The sequence below is a fragment of the Actinokineospora sp. genome, from assembly GCF_050699995.1.
Lineage (GTDB): Bacteria > Actinomycetota > Actinomycetes > Mycobacteriales > Pseudonocardiaceae > Actinokineospora.
Map to the genome: position 1 here is coordinate 9,486 of NZ_JBOHGC010000433.1, position 24,114 is coordinate 33,599.

The 24,114-nt window shown below is 72.1% G+C and carries 6 protein-coding genes; all 6 read right to left on the reverse strand.

Annotated features, from left to right (window positions below; genetic code table 11):
- Positions 1 to 25: 25 nt before the first annotated feature.
- From ACRDSQ_RS21555 to ACRDSQ_RS21580, 6 genes are read right to left on the reverse strand one after another with little or no spacing between them, the layout of a single operon-like run.
- The gene (locus ACRDSQ_RS21555) at positions 26 to 1,036 is read right to left on the reverse strand and encodes an alpha/beta fold hydrolase (RefSeq protein WP_431423568.1); all 1,011 of its coding nucleotides are present in this window, start codon (positions 1,034 to 1,036) and stop codon (positions 26 to 28) included.
- The gene (locus ACRDSQ_RS21560; RefSeq protein ID WP_431423569.1) at positions 1,033 to 4,254 is read right to left on the reverse strand and encodes a non-ribosomal peptide synthetase; all 3,222 of its coding nucleotides are present in this window, start codon (positions 4,252 to 4,254) and stop codon (positions 1,033 to 1,035) included. Before ACRDSQ_RS21560 ends, ACRDSQ_RS21555 begins: the two co-directional genes overlap by 4 nt.
- Positions 4,247 to 5,431, reverse strand: a complete 1,185-nt coding sequence (locus ACRDSQ_RS21565; protein WP_431423570.1) for a SagB family peptide dehydrogenase — start codon at positions 5,429 to 5,431, stop codon at positions 4,247 to 4,249. The genes ACRDSQ_RS21560 and ACRDSQ_RS21565 overlap by 8 nt, the downstream gene beginning before the upstream one ends.
- Positions 5,428 to 5,637 (reverse strand): MbtH family protein, encoded by a 210-nt coding sequence (locus ACRDSQ_RS21570; RefSeq protein WP_431423571.1) that lies wholly within the window; start codon positions 5,635 to 5,637, stop codon positions 5,428 to 5,430. The genes ACRDSQ_RS21565 and ACRDSQ_RS21570 overlap by 4 nt, the downstream gene beginning before the upstream one ends.
- Positions 5,634 to 13,157 carry an amino acid adenylation domain-containing protein gene (locus ACRDSQ_RS21575; RefSeq protein ID WP_431423573.1) on the reverse strand — a complete coding sequence of 2,508 codons (7,524 nt, stop codon included), beginning with the start codon at positions 13,155 to 13,157 and terminating at the stop codon, positions 5,634 to 5,636. The genes ACRDSQ_RS21570 and ACRDSQ_RS21575 overlap by 4 nt, the downstream gene beginning before the upstream one ends.
- Entirely contained in the window at positions 13,154 to 23,998 is a 10,845-nt protein-coding gene (locus tag ACRDSQ_RS21580) for an amino acid adenylation domain-containing protein (RefSeq protein WP_431423574.1), read from the reverse strand. The genes ACRDSQ_RS21575 and ACRDSQ_RS21580 overlap by 4 nt, the downstream gene beginning before the upstream one ends.
- Positions 23,999 to 24,114: the final 116 nt, after the last annotated feature.

Here is a 24,114-nt window from a genome sequence, read left to right on the forward strand (position 1 = left end):
TTTAGTAGAAGGCCGCGCGGGCTTACTAGGCCGTCCGCGCTCCGCCAAGCAGCTTCGCCCAATGCGCGGCCGTCGGGTTCTCGGCGAGCTCCACGAACGGCACCTCGACGCCATGGCGCTGCCAGCGGCTGGCCAGGCCCATCAGCTTGATCGAGTCGACGCCCAGCATGAGCAGGTTGTCCTCGGGGCCGACCCGGTCCACGTCGATGGCCAGCATTTCCGCGACCGACGCGCGGATTCCGTCCACGGTCAGCTCATCCGGGGTCGTCATGGCTTTCTCCTTGCTGGTGGGGGTGTTCAGGTGTCTGATCACGGTGTCGATCACCTGGGCGCGGTGCGGCTCCAGGTAGAAGTGCCCGCCGGGGAACACTTCCAGGCCGAACCCGGCGTCGGTGGCCTCGGCCCAGTCCGCTGCCTGCGCAACCGTCATCCGCGGGTCGTCGGCACCCGCGAGCGCGAGGATCGGGATGGGCAGCGGGTCGGCGGGCGCCGGACGGTACGTCTCGATCAGCCGGAAGTCGTTGCGGACCATGGGAAGCACGAGTTGGCGCAGCTCCGGCTGGTCGAGCACGGCGATGCCCGAACCGCGCAGTGTCGCCAGTTCCCCGACGATCCCGTCGTCGTCGCGCAGGTACACCTCGGTCCGGGTGGCCCGCTGGTGCGACGGTGACGGCCGGGCGGAGACGAACAGCCGTTCCACCGCGGCCCCGCGGCCCAGCAGCCGGCGAGTGACCTCGTAGCCGACGGCCGCGCCCATGCTGTGCCCGAACACCGCCGTCGGCAGGTCGAGCACCGGTGCCAGCGCGTCGGCGATCAGGTCGGCCAGGGTGTCCATTTCGGGCACGCACGGCTCGGTGAAGCGGTCCTCACGCCCCGGGTACTGCACGGCCCACAGCTCGACGTCGGCGGGCAGCGTGTCCACCCATTGGCGGTAGAAGCCGGCGCCACCCGCCGCGTGCGGGAGGCAGATCAGCCGCCGGGTCGCGTACGGCCTCGGTCTGTAGCAGCGGATCCAGTCGCCGCGGAAGATCGTCATCGGCGCATCAGCTCCGCCTCGACGTCCTCCTCGGGCATCCGCGAGATCTCCAGGTACAGCTCGGCGACCTGCTCGATCCGGCCCGGCTGTTCCTGGTCGGCGGCCATCGCGGCGGCGAGCTGGCGCACGGTCACCGTGGACAGCACCGACAGCAGGCCGAGGCCCGGTGTGTCCAGGGCCTCGCGCAGCCGGGCGACGATGCGGGTGGCGAGCAGCGAATCCCCGCCCAGGGCGAAGAAGTCGTCGGTGACACCCACCCGCTCGACTTCCAGGACGTCGGCCCACACCTCGGCGATGACCTCTTCGAGCGGGCTCACGTCGCCATCGACCACGGCGTCCACCGGCTCCGCGGCGGCTGACGCGAGCCCGGTCCGGTCGATCTTTCCGTTGCGGGTCAACGGGAACCGGTCGTGCACGGTCACCGTCGCGGGCACCATGTGCGCGGGGAGCCGCGCCGACAGTGCGCGGCGGATCTCCTCGGGGTCGAGCGACTCGCCGACGACGTGGCCGGCGAGCGCGCGGTACCCGGGCCGGTCCGCGTGCGGCACGGCGGTGACGACGGCGTCACGCACGCCGGGGACCGCCGCCAGGGCGGCCTCGATCTCCCCGAGTTCGATGCGCTGCCCGCGGATCTTCACCTGGCTGTCGCCGCGCCCGGCGAACTCGATGACCCCGCCCGGCAGCAGCCGCCCGCGGTCGCCGGTGCGGTAGAGCCGTTCCCCGTCGTGCTCCACAAAGGACTGCGCGGTGCGGTCCGGGTCGCCGAGATAGCCCCGGGCCACGCCCGGGCCGGCGCAGTACAGCTCACCGGCCACGCCCGCGGGCCGAGTGCGACGCCACGGGTCGAGGATGTGGTAGCGCGTGTTCGCGATCGGCGCGCCGTACGGGACGCTGCGCCAGGATTCGTCGAACTCCTCGACCGGGTGCCAGATGTTCCACAGCGTCGTCTCGGTCGGCCCGCCCATCGACACCAGCCGCAGGCTCGCCGACACCTCGGCGGCCAGTCGCAGCGGAATCCAGTCGCCGCCGAGGAAAGCCAGCCGCAGCGACGACGGCACCGGGCCGGTCTCCAGGAGCATCTCCATCATGGCGGGCACCGAGTTCCACAGGGTGACGCCGTGTTCGGCGATCAGGTCGGCCCAGTGCTCGGCGTCGCGCGCGCGGACCGCGTCCGGGATAACGATCGCGCCACCCGCGCCCAGTACGCCGAAGACATCGAACGTCGACATGTCGTGGTGCAGCGCCGTCACGGCCAACGCGCGGTCGCCCGGCCCGATGCCGAACGTGTCGATGGTGTCGCGCAGGCAGTTGACCATGCCCGCGTGCTCGATCATCGCGCCCTTCGGCGTTCCGGTGGAGCCGGAGGTGAACAGCACATAGGCCAGGTCCGACGGGGTCTGGACGGCATCGAGCGGTGTGTCCGGCAGGTCGCCCGCGTCGTCGACGCACAGCACCTGACGTGCCCCAACATTGTCCACAAGGGACTCGTAGAGCCCGCTTCGTGTCAGCACCAGGGAAACACCGGCCGCGTCGAGCAGACTGGTGATCCGCGCGGGCGGCAGCGCCGGGTCGACCGGCAGGTAGGGCGAGCCCGCGAACAGCGAGCCGTAGGCCGCCACCACTTGCTCCCAGCCCTTGTCCAGCACGACCGCCACCGGGGTCTCGGTGCACGCGCCGTGCTCGCACAGCCAGTGGGCGACCTGCCGGGCGCGCGACCGCACCTCCCGGTAGGTCAGCGAGCAGGCGGAGGTGATCACGGCGACGTCGTCGGGCCGCTGCTCCACCTGGTCCAGGAAAAGCCGCTGCACCAACACCTCGGGCACCGGTCGCTCCGCGCCGGAGAGCGGAGCCGAAGCGGCGAGGGCGAAGTCGGTCGCAGACCAGCTGTCCGGGTCGGTGGCCAGTCGCGAAAGGAGCGCGCCGAACGCGGCGAACGCGTCGGCGATCAGGCCCGCCGGGAAGATCTCGTCGACGCTGTCCCAGTTGTAGGTCATCGCGCCGGAGGGGGACTCCTCGATCTGCACGTCGAGGTACACCTGCGGGGTCTGCGAGATCGCGAACACCCGCTCGATCCGACCGCCGAGCAGGGGAGCGGGCCCGGCGTCGAAGCCGAGGGTGCTGGTCAGCACCACGGGCATGGCCGCGCCGCGCAGCCCGCCGCGAACCCGGCTCAGCTCGCGCAGCACCTGCACGCCGCTGACCTGCTGGTGCGCGAGGTCGGTCCACAGCCGGCGCTGCACGGCCTTGGCCCGCTGGGTGAACGGAGCCGAACCGTCGTGCTCGACGGCCAGCAGCGAGAAGGAGGCGAACTCACCGAGGATCTCGTTGGCCTGCGGGTGCAGCGGCAGGCGGTTCATCCGCGGCACGTTGATGGTGAAGCGCGGCTCCTCGGACCACACCGCGAGCACCTCGGCGAACGTGGCGAGCACGAGCGCGGTCGGGGTGAGCCCGGCCTGCCCGGCCAGCGCCTTGAGGGCGCGCCACGGCTCGGCGTCGAGCGTGCCCGCGCGGCTGGTCCAGCGCGGATGGGAGATGCTCTTGGGGTCGGTGCCGATCGGCAGCCGCGGCGACTCCGGCAGGTCCTCGACCCGGCCGCGCCAGTACTCCTCGGCGCGGCGGTAGGAGTCGGTGTCCTTCAGCGCCCGCTGGGTGTGCACGTAGTCGCGGAAGGTCAGGTCGAGCGGGTCGAGCCGCAGGTCCGGGTCGGCGTAGAACCGGGTCAGGTCGGCGACGAGCAGCTGCCAGCTCAGGTAGTCGAGGGTGAGCCCGTCGAAGCTGATGTGCACCCGGGCCCGCGCGTCGTCGAGCCTGCTGACGACGACACCGAACAGCGGGTACCGGTCGGCGGGCCGCACCTCGTGCGACATCCGGTCCCGCAGCGACGTCAGCCGCGCGGACACCTCGTCCTCGCCCAGTCCGCGCAGGTCGACGACCTCGGGCGCGAACGGCGGCACGTCGGAGAGGATCACCTGCTGCTCGCGCTCGGGCAGCAGGACCGCGCGCAGCATGTCGTGCCGCTCGACGACCCGCTGCCAGGCACGGGTGAACCGGTCCAGGTCGAGTTCGCCCTCGTACTCGTAGTACGCGTGGGTTGACACGTTGCCCAGCTCGAACTCACCGGTCCGGCCGACGAGGTAGGCGTGCTGCTGGTCGGTGACGGGGAACGGCTCGAACCGCGCGTTCGGCGCGGGCTCGACCGTCGGGAATGCCTCAAACACCTGCTGCTGCTCCGTTTTCCTGTGCCGCGCTGCCGAGCATGAACTCGCCGACGGCGCCCTCGGTGAAGTAGTCCCGGCCGGTCGCCGCGGTGAACACGTCCGCGTGGCCGCCGCCGATCGCGCACGCGGCCAGGCCCATGGCCGTGGCGACGGAGTACATGACGTGGTACAGCACGCCGACGTCCTTCAGGATCGCCGCGTAGCCCATCGCCTCGTACTTCCACAGCAGCCTGCCGAAGCGGGCGGCGACGACGAAGACCACCTGCGGGTCCTTGGCGCCGGCGGCCAGTTCGGCCGCCATGATCAGCGTCTTGGTCGCGTCGTTCTCGCCGCACACCGGCTGAAGCCGGTGGGTGTGCCCGTCGTAGTGGTACATCCCGGACTCCAGGCCGTCGACCCGCCGGATGACCGGGTAGATCTCCAGCTCGTGCAACGCGCCGCCGGAGGGGTACGGGCGGTCGACGTGCTCGATGCCGTCGAGCAGGTTGGTGCCGCGCACTCGCATGCAGCGGAACAGGAACTCGCCGAGTTGGTCGACCGTCAGCGGGTTGCTGTCGTCGTGCTCGCGGATCGAGCGCCGGTCTTCGAGCACGGTGGTCAGGCTGGGATCGTCGCGGCGCAACGCGTCCAGGTCCGGCCGGAACAGGTCGATCGGCGTGCCCGGGTAGGGCTCGGGGCGCGCGGGCAGCGGGCGGAACGTGCCGTCGGCCCAGGCGGTGAGGCCCCACGACGCGTTGAAGCCACCGGCCTCGCCGAGCCTGCTTCGGTTGTGCAGCCACAGTTCGAACGGGCTCCACTGGCGCAGCCGCAGCTCGGTCTCCTCCTCCGCGCCGTACGCGACGACCAGCCGCGCCCGCCACAGGTCGGCGATCAGCTGCTCGGTCGCCGCCGCGGGCAGGACCTCCGGCAGCGCCGAGAACCGCAGCGGCGTGGACAGCGCACCGATGACAGTCAGCACGGCCGGGTCGTGCACCCGCACGTCACACCACGCGCGCGGCGACTCGACGAGCAGGGCCGTGCCCTCGCGGTGGATGACCGCGAACCGGGACAGCACCAGTCCGGCGCCTTCCGGCAGCGGACCTGGGTCCTCGCCCCGGCGGGCCGGGTACAACGTGTAAAGCGGGCGCCCGTCGACCGACCGTTCGAGGGGCGTGTCCGCCAGTTCGGCGGTGTTCATTCGCCCATCGCCTCGATCAGGCTCTTGGGCCGCATGTCGGTCCAGTTCGCGCTGATGTGGTCCAGGCAGGCCTGCCGGGTTTCCGGGCCGAACGCGACCGTCCAGCCTGCGGGGACGTCGGCGAACTCGGGCCACAGCGAGTGCTGGCCCTCGTCGTTGACCAGCGCCAGGTACGTGCCGTCGGGGTTCTCGAACGGGTTGGTCACGTGTCGTTCCTTTCGATGGTGGTGGCTAGCAATTCGGGTGTCGGGTGGGCGAACAGGTGGGCGACCGGGACCGGTCTGCCGAATTCCTCGGTGACGCGGGTGCGCAGCGCGACGATCAGCAGCGAGTGCCCGCCCAGGGCGAAGAAGTCGTCGTCGACCGCGACCGACGGGACTTCCAGGACGTCGGCGAACAGTCCGCAGAGGATCTTCTCGGTGAGCGTGCGCGGTTCCCGGCCCACGGTGGTGGCGAGTTCCGGCGCGGGCAGCGCGGCCCGGTCGACCTTGCCGTGCGGGGTCAGCGGCAACGCGTCAAGCACGACGAACGCGGCCGGAACCATGTAGTCGGGCAGCCGCTCGCCGAGGTGTTCACGCAACCCCATCGGCGTGTCCACTGTGGACGAGACGACATGTGCGACCAGCTTGCCCGACATTTGGGTGACCACGGCCTGCGCGACGTCGGGGTGCGTGGCCAGGGCCGCGGCGATCTCGCCCAGCTCGACCCGGAAGCCACGCACCTTGACCTGCTCGTCGACCCGGCCCAGATAGTCGATCTTGCCGTTCTCGGTCCACCGCACCAGGTCCCCGGTGCGGTACATCCGCGACCCGGTCGGGCCGAACGGGTCGGCGACGAACCGCTCGGCGGTCAGACTCTCCCGGCGCAGGTAGCCGCGCGCCAGGCCCGCGCCGCCGAGGTACAGCTCGCCGGCGACACCCGGCGCGACCGGCCGCAGGGCCGCGTCGAGGACATACGCGCTGGTGTTCGCGGTCGGCGTGCCGACCAGCGGGGTGTCGCTGTCCGCCGCGCGCGCGGCGAGCGCGTCCACGGTTGTCTCCGTCGGGCCGTACAGGTTGTGGCACTCAGTGTTCCGCAGCGACCGCATCGTCCGCCAGAACGCGGGCGGCACGGCTTCGCCGCCGACACCGAGGGCCAGCAGCGGGCATTCGCCGGCACTGATCAGGCCCGCGTCGGCGAGCGCGACCGCCAGCGACGGGCTGACCTCGATGAAGTCGAGCCGCTCCGCGCGGACCTGCTCGGTCAGCATGGCCGGGTCGCGCAGCGTCTCCTCGGTGACGATGTGCAGGGCGTGCCCGTCGAGCAGCCACAGCTGCGGCTGCCAGGACGCGTCGAACGCGAACGACCAGGTGTGCCCGACCCGCAGCGTCCGCCCGCCCGCCGCGGCCACGGTCGGCTGGTAGAGCGTCTCCCGGTGGCTGTGGAACAGGTTGACCACGCTGGCATGCGTGACCACGACACCCTTGGGCACGCCGGTCGAGCCGGACGTGTAGATCACGTACGCCGGGTGCCGGCGATCGAGCCCGACCTCGGGCGCGGTGTCCGGGAAGCCTTCGAAGGTCTGTTCGTCGAGCAGCATCCGAGGCGTGTCACCGAGAATGTCGGCGACGGCCGCCATGCTGATCACCAGGTGCGGGTCGGCGTCGGCGATGGTGGCGGTGATCCGCGCGGCCGGGTAGGCCGGGTCGATCGGCAGGTACGCCCCGCCCGCCTTGAGCACCGCCAGCATCGCCACCACGAACTCGGGCGTCCGGGGGAGCAGCAGCGCGACGATCCGCTCCGGCCCGACCCCTTGGGCGACAAGGGCGTTGGCGAGCCGGTTGGCCGCCGCGTCCAGCTCGGCGAAGGTCAGCCCGGTGCCTCCGCACACCAGCGCGCTGCCGTGGGGGTCGCGGGCGACCGCGTCGGCGAACAGGCTGGGCAGCGTGGCCGCGGGCGGCACGTCGAGCGCGGTGTCGTTCCACGTCCGCAGCACCCGGTCGCGCTCGTCGTCGGTTAGCGGATCCACTGCGGCGACCCGGATCGACGGGTCGGCGAGCAGCCCGTCGAGGACCCGGAGGAACCGGTCGAGGACCCGCTGGGTGCCGTCGCGGTCGAAGCACTCGGGGTGGTATTCCAGGTGCAGGTCCAGCTCGGCGCCGGGCAGCACGGCCAGGGTCAGTGGGTAGTGCGTGGCGTCGATGCCCTCCGCGGCGGTGACCCGCAGGCCCGGCGCGGGTTCGATGCGGGTCTGCTCGTCGACCGGGAAGTTCTCGAACACCACCAGCGAGTCGAACAGCTGCCCGGAACCGGCGGCACGCTGGATGTCGGTCAGGCCCACGTGGTGGTGCGCCATGAGTGCGGCCTGCTCGTCGGCGATCCGGCCGAGCAGACCTGCGACGGTTTCGGCTGCCCGCAAGGCGATCCGCACCGGAACGGTGTTGATCATCAGTCCCACCATGGCCTCCGCGCCGGGCAGCTCGGCGGGCCTGCCGGACACGGTCTGGCCGAACACCACGTCGTCGCGCCCGGTGAGCTGGGCGAGCACGAGGCCCCAAGCGGCCTGCAGCACGGTGTTCTGGGTGACGCCGGTCGTCCGTGCCACCTCCGCGAGCCGCGCGGTCAGCGAAGCCGAGAGCCGCGTGCTGACCCGCGTCCGCTCGGTGGAGCCGCCACGCACGGTCTTGGCGACCAGACGGGTCGGCTGTTCGAGCCCGGCGAGCGCCTTGCGCCACGCTTCGCGGCCCGCGTCGGTGTCCTGCGCGTCGAGCCACGCCAGGTAGTCGCGGTACGGGGTGGGGGCGGGCATCGGCCCGCCTTGGTAGAGCCCGAACAGGTCCTGCGCGAGCAGCTGAGTGGACCAGCCGTCGAGCAGGACATGGTGGCAGGTGAACACGATCCGGTGCTGTTCGGAACCCAGGCGCAGCACCAGGAACCGCAGCAGCGGCGGCGCGGTGACGTCGAAGCGGCGGTCGCGCTCCCGCGCGGCGAGCCGGTTGGACTCGTCCTGCTGGGCCGCCGGGTCGAGGTGCGACAGGTCGATCTCGTGCCACGGCAGGTCGGCGGCGACCGGGACGACCTGCACGAGCTGACCGGCCTGATGGAAACCCGCGCGCAGGTTGGGATGCCGGGTCAGCAGCCCCTCGGCCGCGCCCCGCAGCCGGTCCAGGTCGAGCGGGCCCGCCAGGTCGATGAGGTCCTGCACGGTGTAGACGTCGATGGCGTCGGACTCGTCCGCGGCCATCGAGTGGAACAGCAGGCCCGCCTGCAGCGGCGTCACCGGCAGCACGTCCGCGGCCGGGCCGAGCGTGTCGAGTCGGTCCTGGGTCAGGGAGACGAGCGGGACATCCGACGGGGTCAGCGCACCGGCTTCGGTGTGCACCAGCGTGTCGAGCGCGGCGATCCACCTGTCGGCGAGGTCGGCCGCCTCGGCTTCGCTGAGCACGCCGGACGCCCAGGTCCAGTGCGCGAGCAGCTCCGGGCCGTCGGCCGTGTCGCGGACCGCGGCGTTGACCGCCAGCGCGTGTGACAGGGGCGCGGAGCCCGCGGACGCGCCGCCGAACAGCGCATCCGTGTCGGCGGGGGCGAACGGGCCGGTCTCCGCGCCACCGAGCCTGCCCAGGTAGTTGAACTCGACCTGCGGCTTGGCGAGGTCGGCCAGCGCGGGCGCGGTCTCCGGGTTCAGGTGGCGCAGCACGCCGTAGCTCAGGCCGTTGTGCGGCACCGCGCGCAGCGATTCCTTGACCTGACGGACAACCTGGCCCGGGTCGCCCGCCGCGTCGAGCCGGACCGGGTACTGGCTGGTGAACCAGCCGACAGACTGGGACAGGTCGACCGGCTCGGCGACGAACTCTTCCTCGCGGCCGTGCCCTTCGAGGTCGACCAGCAGCGACGACCGCCCGCCGGTGATCGCGAGCGCGGCGAGCAGCAGTTCGGAAACCGAGGCGCGGTAGCGGTTCGCGGTCTCGCCGAGGAGCTCAGCGGTGAGCGTTGCGGGCAAGGTCCGGGTGAGAAGACCGGCGGTGTCCAGGGTGTCGCGGGCGGGATCGAGCGGCCGCGAGCCGATCGGGTCCTCGGGCTGCGCAAGCGTTTGCCGCCAGTGCGGCAGATAGGCCAGCACGGCAGGCGCGCTCGCCTGCGTGTTGAGCAGCCGCGCCCAGCGGCGGAAGGACGTCGTCGGCTGCCGCACAGCCGTGCCATGTCCGCACGCGGCGGCCAGTTCCGGCACGAGGATGCGCCAGGACACCCCGTCGACGACGAGATGGTGGGCGAGCACGAGCAGCCTGCCGTCGCGCTCGGGTCCGCGGTCGAACCACATGAACCGGACCATCACGCCGTTCGCCGGAGCCAACAGCGCGGCCTGCTCCGCGGCGACCTTGGCGACCAGCGCGTCCAGGTCCGACCCGGTGGCGTCCACTCGCGACACCGCGGGCTGCACACCGCGCGGCGGGACGTCCATGGTCCACTGGCCGACGATGTCGCGGCGCAGCGTGGCGCGCAGCAGGTCGTGCCGGTCGAGCAGCGCGGTCGCTGCGGTGATCAGCGTGGACAGCGTCAGGTCGGCGGGCGTGTGCAGCACGACCGACTGGTGCACCTGGTCGATCGAGCCGGGCACAGCGAGCAGCGCGTGCATGATCGGGGTCAGCGGGACCGCGCCGATGCCCGCGTCGGGGTCCTCGGCGCGCTGTGTCTCCGGAGCGTCGGCCGAGCGGGCGACGGCGGCCAGCGCACGGGGCGTGCGCTGCCCGAAGACGTCGCGCGGCCGGATCAGCAGACCGGCGGCCCGGGCCCGGCTGACGACCTGGATGGACAGGATGCTGTCGCCGCCGAGGGTGAAGAAGTTGTCCTCCACGCACACCGCGGGCATGCCGAGGACTTCGGCGAACACCTCGCACAGGATCCGCTCGGCGTCGGTAGTCGGCTCGGCCAGCTCACGGGCGGTGAACTTCGGGTCGGGTAGCGCGGCGCTGTCGAGCTTCCCGTTGGCGGTCAACGGAAGCGCGTCGAGCACGACGAAGGTCGCCGGGACCATGTAGTCGGGCAGCCGCGCCGCGAGGTGCGCGCGCACCGTGTCGGTGTTGATGCCGGTGTCGACCGTCGCATTGGGGACGAGGTAGCCGACCAGCCGCGCGCCTCGGGCGACGACGGCGGATCGGGCGACGCTCGGATGGGCGTCGAGGGCGGCTTCGATCTCGCCGGGCTCGATGCGGAAACCGCGGATCTTGACCTGGTCGTCGGCCCGCCCGACGTAGTCGAGCATGCCGTTCTCGTCCCACCGGGCGAGGTCGCCGGTGCGGTACATGCGTTGTCCTGGTTGCCCGAACGGGTCGGCGACGAACCGCTGGGCGGTGTGCCCGGGAAGGTCGGCGTAGCCGCGGGCCAACGGCGCCCCGGCCAGGTACAACTCGCCGACCGTGCCCGGCGGGACCGGGCGCAGCCAGCCGTCGAGGACGTAGGCGCGGGTGTTCGTCAGCGGCCTTCCGACGACCGGGGTGTCCGCGTCGGCCAGTGCGCACGCCAGAGTGTCCACAGTGCACTCGGTCGGCCCGTAGTAGTTGTAGCCCACGGTGTCCGGCGCGTCGCGTACCTCGTTCCACAGCGCGGTTCTGGTCGCCTCGCCGCCGAGCATGAGCACTCGTGGCCGATGGCGGGTGTCGGTGAGCAGTCCGGCCGCGACGACTTCCTGGGCGAACGACGGGGTCAGGTCGAGCAGGTCGACCCGCTCGCTCGCGACATAGTCCACGAGAGCGCGCGGGTCGCGGCGGGTGTCGTCGTCGATCAGGTGTAACTCGTGGCCTGCTGCCAACGCCAGCAGGCCCTCCCACGACGTGTCGAATGACAGCGCGGCGGTCAGCGCGACCCGCAGCCGTCCGCCGACTTCGCCGGCGTGCGGGGAGAACAGGGTGCGGGCGTGGTCGCGGTAGAGGTTGGCCAGCGACCGGTGCTCGATCACCACGCCGCGCGGGGTCCCCGTGGAACCAGAGGTGTAGAGCAGGTACGCGGGGTTCGCCGGGTCGAGGGTGAGCGGGGGAGCGGAGTCGGGGTACTGGTGCGCGCGCGTCAGGGTGAGTTCGTTCAGCACGAACGCCGGGCGGGCCGTGCCGAGCAGGAAGCTGATGCGCTCGGTGGGCAGGCCGGGGTCGATCGGCACGTACGCGCCACCCGCCTTGTGCACCGCGAGCAGTGCGACGATGAGATCCGCCGAGCGCGGCAGCAGCAGGGCGACCAGCTTCTCGGGTCCGACACCGGCTTCCACCAGCAGGTTCGCCAACTGGTTGGCCCGCCGGTCGACCTCGGCGAAGGTCCAGCGGACCGGTCCGGCCACCAGCGCGGTCGCCGTCGGGGTGCGGTGCGCCTGGTCGGCGAAGAGCTCCGGCAGCAGTGGACCGGCGGTGTCGCCTGCGGTGTCGTTCCACTCCTCCAGGAGCAGGTGCCGCTCGTTCGCGCCGAGGGCGTCGAGTCGGCTGACCGGCTGGTCCGGGTCGGCCAGGAGGGCGTCGACGAACCGCTCCAGCCGCCTGGCGATGGCGTGGACCTCGGGTTCGGCGCACACGTCGGGGCGGTAGCCGAGGTCGAAGCGCAGTCGCTCGCCGGGCAGGACGGTGAGGGTGAGCGGGTAGTGCGTGGCGTCGCCGCCCGCGACGTCGACCAGCTTCAGGCCGGGTGCGGGCTCGAACACGCCGTCAGCGTCGAACGGGTAGTTCTCGAAGACGGCGAGGGTGTCGAACAGGTCCCCGCCGCCGGCGAGCTTCTGGATGGCTGAGAGGCCTAAGTGCTGGTGTGCCAACAGGTCCGCCTGCTCGCCCTGCACCCGGGTGAGCAGGTCGGCGAACGTCTCGTCCGGGCGCAGCCGCAGCCGCACGGGGACGGTGTTGATGAACAAGCCGATCATCGACTCGACGCCGGGGAGGTCGTGCGGGCGGCCGGACACGGTGGTGCCGAAGACGATGTCGTCGCGGCCGGTCAGGGTGTTGAGCAGCAACCCCCACGCCCCGGCGACGACCGTGTTCAGGGTCAGGCCCCGAACTCGGGCGAACGCGGTCAGCCCGGCCGTGCGCTCCGCCGACAGCTCGACCTTGAGCGTGCGTGGGGCGACCGCGATCGGACCCGCCTCCGGGGCGACCCGCGTCGGGCCGTCCAGGCCCGCCATCGCGTTGCGCCAAGCCGACTCGGCGGCGCCCTGGTCCTGGCGGGTGAGCCAGGCCAGGTAGTCCCGGTATGGCGTCGCCGCGGGCAGCGGGGTCCCGGCGTAGAGGGCGAACAGCTCGGAGACGAGCAGCGGCATGGACCAGCCGTCGAGCACGATGTGGTGATTGGTGATCACCAGTCGGTGCCGGTCCGGGGCCTCGGCGAGCAGGGCGAAGCGGATCAGCTTCGGCTGTCCGAGGTCGAACGGCTCACCGCTCTCCTCCGCCGCCACTCGGGCGACGGTGGCTTCCCGTTCGGCGGCGGTTCCGGTCAGGTTCTCCTCGCGCCACACGGGTTCGGCCGAGTGCGGGATGAGGGAGACCGGGGTTCCGTTGGCCCGGTAGCGGAACGCGGCACGCAGGTTCGGGTGCCGCGTCAGCAGTGCCTGAGCGGCATCCCGCAGCGCCTTGCCGTCGAGGGCGCCGTCGAGGGTCAGGATCGTCTGGACGACGTAGACGTCCGACCCCGGCTCCTCCAGCTGGGACTGGACGAGCAGCCCTTCCTGCAGCGGCGAGAGCGGCAGGATGTCCGCAAGACCCGATTTATTCGTGGTGCTCAAAGGAAATCCGCCTCGAACTCGTCGATCTCGTCCTGGCTCAACGAGACCAGGGTCAGGTCGGCCGGGGTGTGCCCGCCCGCGTCCGGTGCGTCGGCGTGGGCCGCCAACGCCTCCAGGTAGCCGAACCAGCGTTCGGCGAACCGGGCCACGACCGCCTCCGACACCACCGCGGCAGGCCACGACCAGGTGGCCGACAGCACCGGCCCGTCGGCTTGGTCGAGCGTGACCACGTTGAGCTCCACCGGATACGCCACGCCCGCGCGGTCGTCGACCCCGGCGGGCAGCGGGCGCAGGTCGACGGCCCAGTCCGCGGTCGGCGCCGGATCGGCGGCGAGCCTGCCGAGGTAGTTGAACAGCAGCTGGGGCTTGGGCAGCTCCGCGAGGTACGCGGCTGTGTCCGGGTTGAGGTAGCGCAGCCTGCCGAACCCGGTGGTGTCCTCGGGCAGCTCGGCGAGCCGCTGCTTGACCCGCTTGATCGCCTCGCCCGCGGCCCGCCCGCCGACGGCGGCGTTGGGCAGGTCGATCCCGGACACGTCGAGGCGGGCCGGGTAGACGCTGGTGAACCAGCCGACCGTGCGGGACAGGTCGAGCCGGTCGTCGTCGCGGCCGTGGCCTTCGAGGTCGACCAGGAACTCCGTGTGGCCCAGGCAATCGGCCAGCGCGAGACCGAGCCCGGTGAGCAGGATCTCGGTCACTCCGGTGTGGAACAGCTCCGGCAGCCGGGTCAGCAGCGCCGTTGTCGGCTCGGTCGCCAGCCGCAGCGTCAACCGCTCCACTGTGGACGCGGTGTCGACGGCGGGGTCGAGCGGCCGGTCGGCCAGGGTGGGCGTCGGGCCGTCGAGGACCGCGGCCCAGGCCGCGAGATCGGCGGGACGCGTCGCCTCCTGGTGGGAGCGCTCGGCCCAGCGGCGCACCGACGTGCCCACCTCGGGCAGCTTCGCGCCGCGCCAGGCGTCGACCAGGTCGGGCTGAAGGACCCGCCAGGACACGCCGTCCACCACGAGGTGGTGGATGACCAGCAGCAGCCTGCCCCGGGGGCCGGGTCCGGCGTCGAACCAGACCGCCTGGACCATGACGCCCTCGGTCGGGCGCAGCCTGCCGATCGCCGCCGCGGTTTCGGCCTCGATCAGCGCGGTCGTCGCGATCTCGTCCATAGTGGACACGTCGACTCGAGTCAGGATCTCCTCGGCGACAACCGATCCGGGTTCGTCGATGTCGAGCGACCAGTCGGTGTCGAGTCGGGCCCGCAGCGCGTCGTGCCCGTCCAGGACCGCTTGCAGCGCCGTGCGGAGCCCGGCTTCGTCGAGGTCGTCTGGCGTGCGCAGCAGCAGCGACTGGCTGAACTTCTCGATCGGGCCGCCGCGCTCACGCAGCCACAGCGCCACCGGAGTCGCGGGCACCCGGCCGACGCCGTACCCGGCGGGTTCGGTGTAGCGGTCGGCGCTGTCCACCACCGAGGCGGACTGGGCCAGCGCTGCCGGGGTCTGGTGGGCGAACACGTCGCGCGGGGTGATGCCCAGGCCCGCGGCCCTGGCCCGGCTCACCAGCTGGATCGACAGGATGCTGTCGCCGCCGAGGCCGAAGAACCCGTCGTGCGCGCCCACCTTGGGCAGGCCGAGCAAGTCGGCGAACAGCTCGCAGAGCAACTGCTCGCGCGGTGTCTCGGCTTCGTCATCCCCGGTCTGGGCGGCGAAGTCGGGTGCGGGCAGCTTCGCCCGGTCGAGCTTGCCGCTGGGGCTGATCGGCAGCGCGTCGAGAGCGACGAACGCGGCGGGCACCATGTGCTCGGGCAGCAGCCGCGCCGCGTGTTCGCGCAGGCCCGCGGTCTCGCCGACGACATAGCCGATGAGCCGGTCGTCGCGCACGACGACCGCGGACTGGCTGATGCCGGGGTGCCCGAGCAGGGCCTGCTCGATCTCGCCGAGCTCGATGCGGAAGCCGCGCAGCTTGACCTGGCTGTCGACCCGGCCGAGGTACTCGACGGCGCCATCGCGGTTCCAGCGGGCCAGGTCGCCGGTGCGGTACATCCGCGATCCCGGTTCCCCGAACGGATCCGGCACGAACCGCGCCGCGGTCAGCCCGGGCCTGCCCAGGTAGCCGCGGGCCAGCTGGACGCCGGTCAGGTACAGCTCACCGGCGACTCCCGGTGCGACCGGGCGTAGTCCTGAGTCGAGGATGCGCAGTCCGGTGTTCCAGACCGGCCTGCCGATCGGGACCACAGCAGACGGCACGGTGCACGCCCACGCCGTCACATCGACCGCGGCTTCGGTTGGCCCGTAGAGGTTGTGCAGGCCGGCGCTGGGCAGGACTTCCGCGCAGAGCGCCACCGCGTCGGCGGGCAGTGCCTCGCCGCTGCACACGACCCGGGCCAGCGACGAGCAGTCCGCCGCAGTCGGCTCGGCCAGGAACGCGCGCAGCATCGTGGGGACGAAGTGGACGGTCGTGACGCCCTCGGACTGGATGAGTCCGGCGAGGTATTCCGGGTCCTTGTGGCCCTCGGGCGCGGCGACCACCAGCGTCGCACCGGTCAGCAGCGGCCAGAAGAACTCCCACACGGACACGTCGAAGCTCGACGGCGTCTTCTGCAGGACCCGGTCGGACTCGGTCAGCTGATAGGTGTCCTGCATCCAGAGCAGCCGGTTGACGATGGCGGCGTGGGAGACCACGACCCCCTTCGGCCTGCCGGTCGAGCCGGAGGTGTAGATCAGGTACGCGGCGCACCTGGGGTCCACCGCCACGGCAGGCGCACTGTCCGGGTAGGACTGCACGGACCCGACGATGTCGGCGTCGTCGAGCACCACGGGGGCGTCGACCTCGGGCAGGACGTGCGCGAGGTCGGCCGTGGTGATCACGACGGCCGGGTCGGCGTCGGCGAGCATGTACGCGATCCGGTCGGCCGGGTAGTCCGGGTCGATCGGCAGGTACGCGCCACCCGCCTTGTGCACCGCGTACAGCGCGACGATCAGCTCCACCGACCGGGGAACCGCGACCGCGACGACCCGCTCCGGGCCGACACCTCGCTCGATCAGCAGGTGCGCCAAGCGGTTCGCCGCCGCGTCCACGTCGGCGTAGCTCACGCGCCTGCCCTCGAACACCGCGGCGGTGGCGTCCGGGGTGCGCGCCGCCTGAGCCGCGAAGAGCTCCGGCAGGGTCGTCGCGGGCACCGGGTGGGCGGTGTCGTTCAACCCGTCCACCACGGCGTGCCGCTCGTCGGCGGTCAGGATGTCCGCGCCGCCGATGCGGGTCGCGGGGTCGCGCACCAGGTCGGTGAGCAGCCGGACGTAGCGGTCGGCGATGGCCTCGGCGGTGTCCCGGTCGAACAGGTCGGTGCTGTATTCGACGAAGCCCTCGATGGCCTCGCCCGCCAGCCCCTCGACCACGGTGACGGTCAGGTCCATCTTCGCGACACCGCTGTCGACCACGACCGGTCGCGCGTCGACCCCGGTCAGCTGGGGACTCGCCGCGGCGGCGTCGTTGTGCACCAGCATGACCTGGAACAGCGGGTGCCGGGCCTGCGAGCGCCGCGGGCTGAGCAGCTCCACGAGCCGCTCGAACGGCAGGTCCGCGTGGTCGAACGCGGCGAGGTCGGCGGCCCGGACCCGGCCGAGCAACTCGGTGAACGTCGGATCGCCGGAGGTGTCGGCACGCAGAACCAGAGTGTTGACGAAGAACCCGACCAGGTCCCGCAGCGCCTCGTCGGTGCGACCGGCGACCGGGGTGCCGATCGGCAGGTCGGTGCCCGCGCCCAGGCGGGTCAGCAGGGCGGCGAGACCGGCGTGCAAGACCATGAACGGGCTGACCCCGGTGGCCTTCGCCAGCGCCCGCACCGCGCGGGCGGCGTCGGTGTCGAGCCGGAACTCGATCAGGTCACCTTCATGGCTCGCCACCGCGGGCCGTGGCCGGTCGGTGGGCAGCGCCAGTTCGGTCGGCGCGTCGGCCAGGGTGTCGGTCCAAAAGGCGGTCTGCCGGGACTGCTCGCTGCGCGGGTCATCGGCGTCGCCGAGCAGTTCCCGCTGCCACAGCGCGTAATCGGTGTACCCGACCGGCAGCGGTATCCACTCAGGATCGTGTCCGGCGAGGCGGGCGGCGTAGGCCACGGACAGGTCGCGGGTCAGCACCTCGATCGACGCACCGTCTCCCGCGATGTGGTGCACCAGCAGCAGCAGTACGTGGTCGTCGGCGCCCAGGGTGAACAGGCTCGCCCGCAGCGGAATCTCCGCGGCCAGGTCGAACGGCCTGCGCGCCGCCGAAGTCAGCATCGCGTCCACAGTGGACTCGGTGGATTCGACGGAGTCGGCGCCGGCGGTAGTGTCAATGAGATCGAGGGCGGGTCGGACGGAGGTCAGCACGACGCGTTCCGCGTGGCCGCCGGACTCACCGAACAGGGTGCGCAGCACCTCGTGCCGTTCGGCGACGTCGGCCAGCGCGGACCGAAGCGCGCCGACGTCGAGCGGGCCGGAGAGCCGGAACGCGGCGGCGATGTTGTAGGTCGGGCTGGGGCCTTCGAGCTGGTGCAGGAACCACTGCCGCTGCTGGGCGAACGACAGCGGGGCCAAGCCTTCGCCGCGCGCGACCAGCGGCGGCCGGACAGCACCCCCGGTGACCTCGGCGAGCTGGGCGACGGTCGGTGTCTCGAACAGCGTCCGCAGTGGCAGTTCCGTGCCCAGGGCGGCGCGAACCCGGCTCACAAGCTTCGTGGCGAGCAGCGAATGGCCGCCCAGGGCGAAGAAGTCGTCGTCGATCCCGACCCGCTCGACCCCGAGCACGTCGGCGAACGCCTCGCACAGCACCTCTTCGCGCGGCGAGCGCGGGCCGCGTCCGGCAGGCACCGAGTAGTCGGGGGCGGGCAGGGCACCACGGTCGATCTTGCCGTTGGGCAGTGTCGGCAGTTTGTCCAGCACCACGAACGCGGCGGGCACCATGTAGTCCGGCAGCACCGCGCCGAGGTGCCTGCGCAGGTGCGAGGCCTCCGGCGTGGAGCCGGGCTCGGCCGAGAGGTACGCCACCAGTCGCTTGTCGCCGGGGCGGTCCTCGCGGGCGATGACCACGGCGGCGGCGACATCCGGGTGGCCGACCAGGACGGCGGCGATCTCGCCGGGCTCGATGCGGAACCCGCGGATCTTGACCTGGTCGTCGGCGCGGCCGAGGAAGTCGATGCGGCCGTCGGGGGTCCACCGCGCCAGGTCGCCCGTGCGGTACATCCGGGAACCGGGGGCACCAAACGGATTGGCCACGAACCGCTGCGAGGTCAGCGCGCCTTGGCCGTGGTAGCCGCGGGCGACACCGTGGCCCGCCAGGTAGAGCTCACCGACGGCGCCGACGGGCACCGGCCGCAGACCGACGTCGAGCACGTAGCCGAACATCCCGGGGTCGGGCCTGCCGATCGGCACCGACGCCGCCGCGGCGATCGCGTCGAGGTCGCACTCGCCGAGCGTCGCATTGACGGTGGTCTCCGTCGGCCCGTAGCAGTTGACCATCCGTCTGCCCGGCGCCCAGCGGCGCACCAACTCGGCCGACACGGCCTCGGTGCCCACCAGCAGGTGGATTCCGGTCGGCAGGTTGACGTCCTCGGGCAGCACGGACAGCACCGACGGCGGCAGGAACGTGTGGGTGACGTTGTGGTCGCGAATGTAGTCGGCCAGCGCGGGGCCGGGCACGCGCCGGTCGGCCGGGAACACGACCAGCCTTCCGCCGGAGAGCAGACCGACGACGAGTTCCCAGAACGCCAGGTCGAAGCTGGGGGAGGAGAACATCGTGACCGCGTGCTCGGGGCCGAAGCCGAGCCGGTCGCGCTGGGTGGCGACCAGCTTGGCGACACCCTCGTGCGGGACCACCACGCCCTTGGGGCGGCCCGTGGAGCCGGACGTGTAGATGACGTACGCGGCGTTGTCCGGGCCGAGCGGGCACGGCCGGTCGGCGTCGGTCACCTCGCGCGCGTCGGAACCGCTATCCGGTGCCACACAAGGCAAGGCCGCCAGCTCGGGCAGCCGTCCGGCGATGTCGGGGGTCGTGACCGCGCAGACCGGGTGGGCGTCGGCGACCATGTAGGACAGCCGGTCCGCCGGGTAGTCGGGGTCGAGCGCCAGGTACGCCGAGCCGGACTTGCCGACCGCGAGCAGCGCGATGATCAAGTCGAGCGACCGCGGCAGCGCGACGGCGACAATGCGCTCCGGGCCCGCGCCTTGGGCGAGCAGTTCGCGGGCCAGCCGGTTGGCGGCCGCGTCGAGTTCGGTGTAGCTCAGTGAGTCGTCCTCGAACTCCACGGCCGTCGCGTCGCCGCGCAGGCGGACCTGCTCGGCGAACAACGCGGGCAGCGTGGACGGTTCGGCGGACGGGCCGCCGTCGCCCCACTCGGAAAGGATCGTGGCGCGCTCGTCCTCGGCCAGGATGTCCACGGCGCCGATGCGGCGGTCGGGGGCGGCGAGCACCCCGGTGAGCAGCCGGACCAGCCGTTCGCCGAGGGTGCGCGCGGTGGCCGGGTCGAACAGGTCGGCCCGGTATTCGATGCCCGCGGCCAGCCCGTCGACACCGTCGGTCTCGGTGACCACGACGGTCAGGTCGAACTTGGCCGTGCCGGTGGTCACCAGCTCGACCGACGTGCCCAGGCCGTCCATCGACGGTCCGGCGCCGGAGCGGCGCTGGTAGCCCAGCGCGACCTGGAACAGCGGGTGCGCGGAGGTGGAGCGGACCGGGTTGAGCGTTTCCACGAGGTGCTCGAACGGGACGTCGGCGTGGTCGAACGCGGCCAGGTCGACCTCACGCACGCGGCGCAGCAGCTCGGTGAACGTCGGGTCGCCCGCGGTGTCCGTGCGCAGGACCACGGTGTTGACGAAGAACCCCACGGCGTCGCCGAGGGCCTCGTCCGGGCGGGCGGCGACCGGGGTGCCGATCGGGATGTCGGTGCCCGCGCCCAGTCGGGTCAGCAGCGCGGCGAAAGCGGCCTGCAGCACCATGAACGCGGTCGTGCCGGTCCGCTGGGCCAGTGCCCGCAGTTCGCGGTGCAGCTCCGGCGGCAGGTCGAAGGTGGCGAACCCGCCCGCGTTGCCCGCGACGGGCGGCCGGGGGCGGTCGGTGGGCAGCGGGAGCTGCTGCGGCAGTCCGGCCAGGGTCTTGGTCCAGTAGGCGCCTTGGCGGGAGACGACGCTGTGCGGGTCGTCGGACTCGCCGAGCAGCTCACGCTGCCAGAGTGTGTAGTCGGCGTACTGCACGGGAAGCGGATTCCACGCCGGGGCCTGGCCCGCGCGTCGCGCGTCGTACGCGGCGGCCAGGTCGCGGGTCAGCGGGTCCACCGACCACTCGTCACCGGCCACGTGGTGGGCCAGCAGAAGCAGGACGTGCTCGGTCGCGCCCAGGGTGAACAGGTGCGCCCGCAGGGGAAGTTCGGTGGTGAGGTCGAAGCGGTGTCGGACGGTCGCGGCCAGGTCGTCGTCGATCCGGTCGGCGTCGCTGACCGACGTGCCCAACGGGACCCGCGCCTGCTCGGCGGGGACGACCACCTGGCGCGGTTCACCATCCACTTCGGACAGCAGAGTGCGCAGACTTTCGTGCCGGGCGACGACATCGCTGATCGCGGCGGACAGCGCGTCGGTGTCCAATTCGCCGGTCAGGCGCAGCACCACTGGCAGGTTGTAGGTCGTGGCAGGCCCGTCCCACTGCTGCAGGAACCACAGCCGCCGCTGGGCGTGCGACAGTGGAATCCGGTCGCGCCGGACCGCGGGCCGCAGCGGGATCCGCCGGGTGCCGCCGTCGCCGAGGCGCTCCGCGAGCCGGGCGACGGTCGGGTCGTCGAAGACCTGCTTGATCGCCACCGGCATGCCCAGGGTGGCCTCGATCCGCAGGGCGAGCCTCGTGACCAGGAGGGAATGCCCGCCCATGGCGAAGAAGTCGTCGTCGATGCCGACCGAGTCGACGCCGAGGATCTCGGCGAACAGCCCGCACAGCACCTCTTCGCGCGGCGTGCGCGGCGGACGACCCGCGGCGGCCGTGGTCGGCTCGGGGGCGGGCAGCGCGGCCCGGTCGAGCTTTCCGTTGGGGGTGACCGGGAACTCGGTGAGGCTGACGAACGCCGACGGGACCATGTAGTCCGGCAGCCGGGACCGCAGGTGCTCACGCACCGCCTCGGTCGACACGTCGCCCCCCGACGGACTGTCCTCAGATTTGATGACGTACCCGACCAGGCGCTGCCTGTCCGGATGGGCCACCACGACCGAGCGCGCCACGCCGGGGCACCCGGCCAGCACGGTCTCGATCTCACCCAGTTCGATCCGGAACCCGCGAATCTTGACCTGGTGGTCGCCGCGGCCAAGGAAGTCCAGTTCGCCGGAGGCGGTCCACTTGGCGACGTCGCCGGTGCGGTAGAGCCTGCTGCCCGGCGCGCCGAACGGGTCGGCCACGAACCGCTCCGCCGTGAGATCCGGCCGCCCGCGGTAGCCGCGGGCCAAGCCGTCACCCGCGAGGTAAAGGTCGCCCGCCACGCCCATCGGCACCGGACGCAGGTGTGCGTCGAGGACGTAGACCTGGGTGTTCGCGATCGGCGCGCCGATCACCGGCGGACGGTCGCCCACCTTGGCGACAGTGGACCAGATGGTGGTCTCCGTCGGTCCGTAGAGGTTGGTGACGTCGGAGGCGACCCCGCGCATGCGGTCGGCCAGGTCGGTGGGCAGTGCCTCGCCGCCGACGAGCATCCGCAGGCCACGCAACGGCTTGCGGCTGGTGTCCACAAGGGACCGCCACAGCGATGGGGTGGCCTGCATGACGGTGGCGCCGCTGCTGGTGATGAGGTCACCGAGCACGCGCGGGTCCAGCACGGCCTCGCGCGGGGCGAGTTCCACGGCGGCGCCGCTGATCAGCGGCGCGTAGAGCTCCAGCGCGGCGATGTCGAACGACACGGTGGTGACGGCGAGCAGCCGCTGCCCTGGGCCGAAGGCGAACCTGCCGGTCATGTCGAGCAGGAAGTTGGTCAGCGCGCCGTGCGGGACGACGACGCCCTTGGGCTTGCCCGTGGAGCCGGAGGTGTAGATGACGTACGCCGGGTTGTCCGCCCGGACGGTGACGCCCGGGTCGGAGTCAAGGTACGCGGCGGTGTCGCGGATGGCGGTGAGGTCGTCGAGCACCAGGGCAGGCTCGGCGTCGGCGAGCATCGCGTCGATGCGGTGGCGCGGGAAGTCCGGGTCGATCGGCAGGTACGCGGCACCGGATTTGAGCACGGCCAGCAGCGCGACGACCAGGTCCACCGAGCGGGGCAGCGCCACCGCGACGAACCGCTCCGGCCCGGCGCCCTCGGCGATCAGCTTGTGCGCCAAGCGGTTCGCCAGCGAGTTGAGTTCCCGGTAGGTCAGGGACTCGCCGCCGCACGACACCGCCGTCGCCTTCGGCGTGCGGGTGGTCTGCTCGGCGACCAACTCGGCGACGGTTTTCGCTGGGACGGCCACGGCGGTGTCCTGGGTGAGCAGCCGTTCGGCCTCGGCCTCGGTGAGCAGTGGCAGTTCCGACACCACGCGGTCGGGATCGGCGAGCGCCGCGCGCAGCACGGTCTCGACGTGGCCCAGTAAGCGGTCCACAGTGGACTCGGCGAACAGCTCGGTGCGGTAGGTGACCTCCAGCACCGGGTCGTCGCCGAGAACGGCGGCCAGCGCGAGGTCGAACTGGGCTGTCCCGTTGAACACCGGGCGCTCACTGATCTCGATGCCCGGCAGCTCGAAGCCGCGCAGGATCGGTGTGCGCAGCGAGAACATCGTGTCGAACAGCACCGACCGGCCCGGTGTGCGCGGCGGGTGCAGGCGCTCCACCAGGGTGTGGAACGGGAGTTCCTGGTGCGGGTACGCTCCCGTGCACGTCTCGCGGACGCGGCGGAGCAGTTCGCGGAACGTCGGCTCGCCCGCGACATCGGTGCGCAGCGCGATCATGTTGCCGAAGTTGCCGATCAGGCCCGCCAGTTCCGGCCGGTCCCGGTTGACCACCGGGGAGCCGACGCAGATGTCCTCCGCGCCGCTGTATCGGTGCAGCACGGCGGTGTACGCGGCCAGCAGCAACATGAACGGGGTGACACCCTCGCGGCCGCACACGGCGGGCAACGCCTCGGCGAGGTCGGCGGGCAGCGGCCGACTCCGGCGGCCGCCGGACTCGGACTGCACTGCGGCACGGGGGAAGTCGGTCGGCAGGGCCAGCGGCTCTGGGGCGGGATCGAGCCTGCCGCGCCAGTACTCGAGTGCCTGGCCGTAGTCCCGCTTCTGCTCCCAGACGGAGTAGTCGGCGTAGGACAGCTTCAGCGGAGGCTGGTTGGTGCTTTCGGTGTAGCGCTCGGCCACCTCGCGCAGCAGCAGCATCCAACTGGAGTCGTCCCACGCGATGTGGTGGGCGACGAGCAGCAGGACGTGTTCCTGTGCGTCCATTCGGATCAGTGACATCCACAGTGGCGGTTCGGCCGTAAGGTCGAACGCGCGCGACCCGATGCCGCGGGCCAGATCGTCGATCATGGACTCGCGCTCCTGCGCGGGAAACGCGCCGCAGTCCATCAGCGCGACCGGTACCGGCTGGTCGTGGACGGTCTGGATCGGAGCGCCGTCCGCGTCGACCCCGTATGTCGTGCGCAGAACCTCGTGCCGGGCGATCGTCGCGGTCAGGGCGCGGTGGAACGCGGCGGTGTCGAGCGGACCGCGCAGCCGGATGCCGACGCAGAGGTTGTTGGCCGCGCTGTGCGGCTGCAGCTGCTGCATGAACCACATGCGCCGCTGCGCCGAGGACAGCGGTGCGGGTCCCGCGGCCTGCCCCGCGGTGATCGCCTCAGCGCGTCCGTCGGAGGAGAGTCCTTGTGCGGCAAGCCTTCGCCGCAGCAACTCCATCCGATGCGACGACGCTGCTGCCCCCGAAGCTGCCCCCGACTGTGCCCCCGACGCTGACCGCGCACCAGCCACGTGATGTCACGCCTCTCTGTTGACCCTCGACAGCAAGTTAGGTA

Excerpts from the sequence above, each read along its gene's own strand:
- ACRDSQ_RS21555 (WP_431423568.1), bottom strand. The coding sequence starts at position 1,036 with ATGACGATCTTCCGCGGCGACTGGATCCGCTGCTACAGACCGAGGCCG.
- ACRDSQ_RS21565 (WP_431423570.1), bottom strand. The coding sequence starts at position 5,431 with ATGAACACCGCCGAACTGGCGGACACGCCCCTCGAACGGTCGGTCGAC.
- ACRDSQ_RS21580 (WP_431423574.1), bottom strand. The coding sequence starts at position 23,998 with ATGGAGTTGCTGCGGCGAAGGCTTGCCGCACAAGGACTCTCCTCCGAC.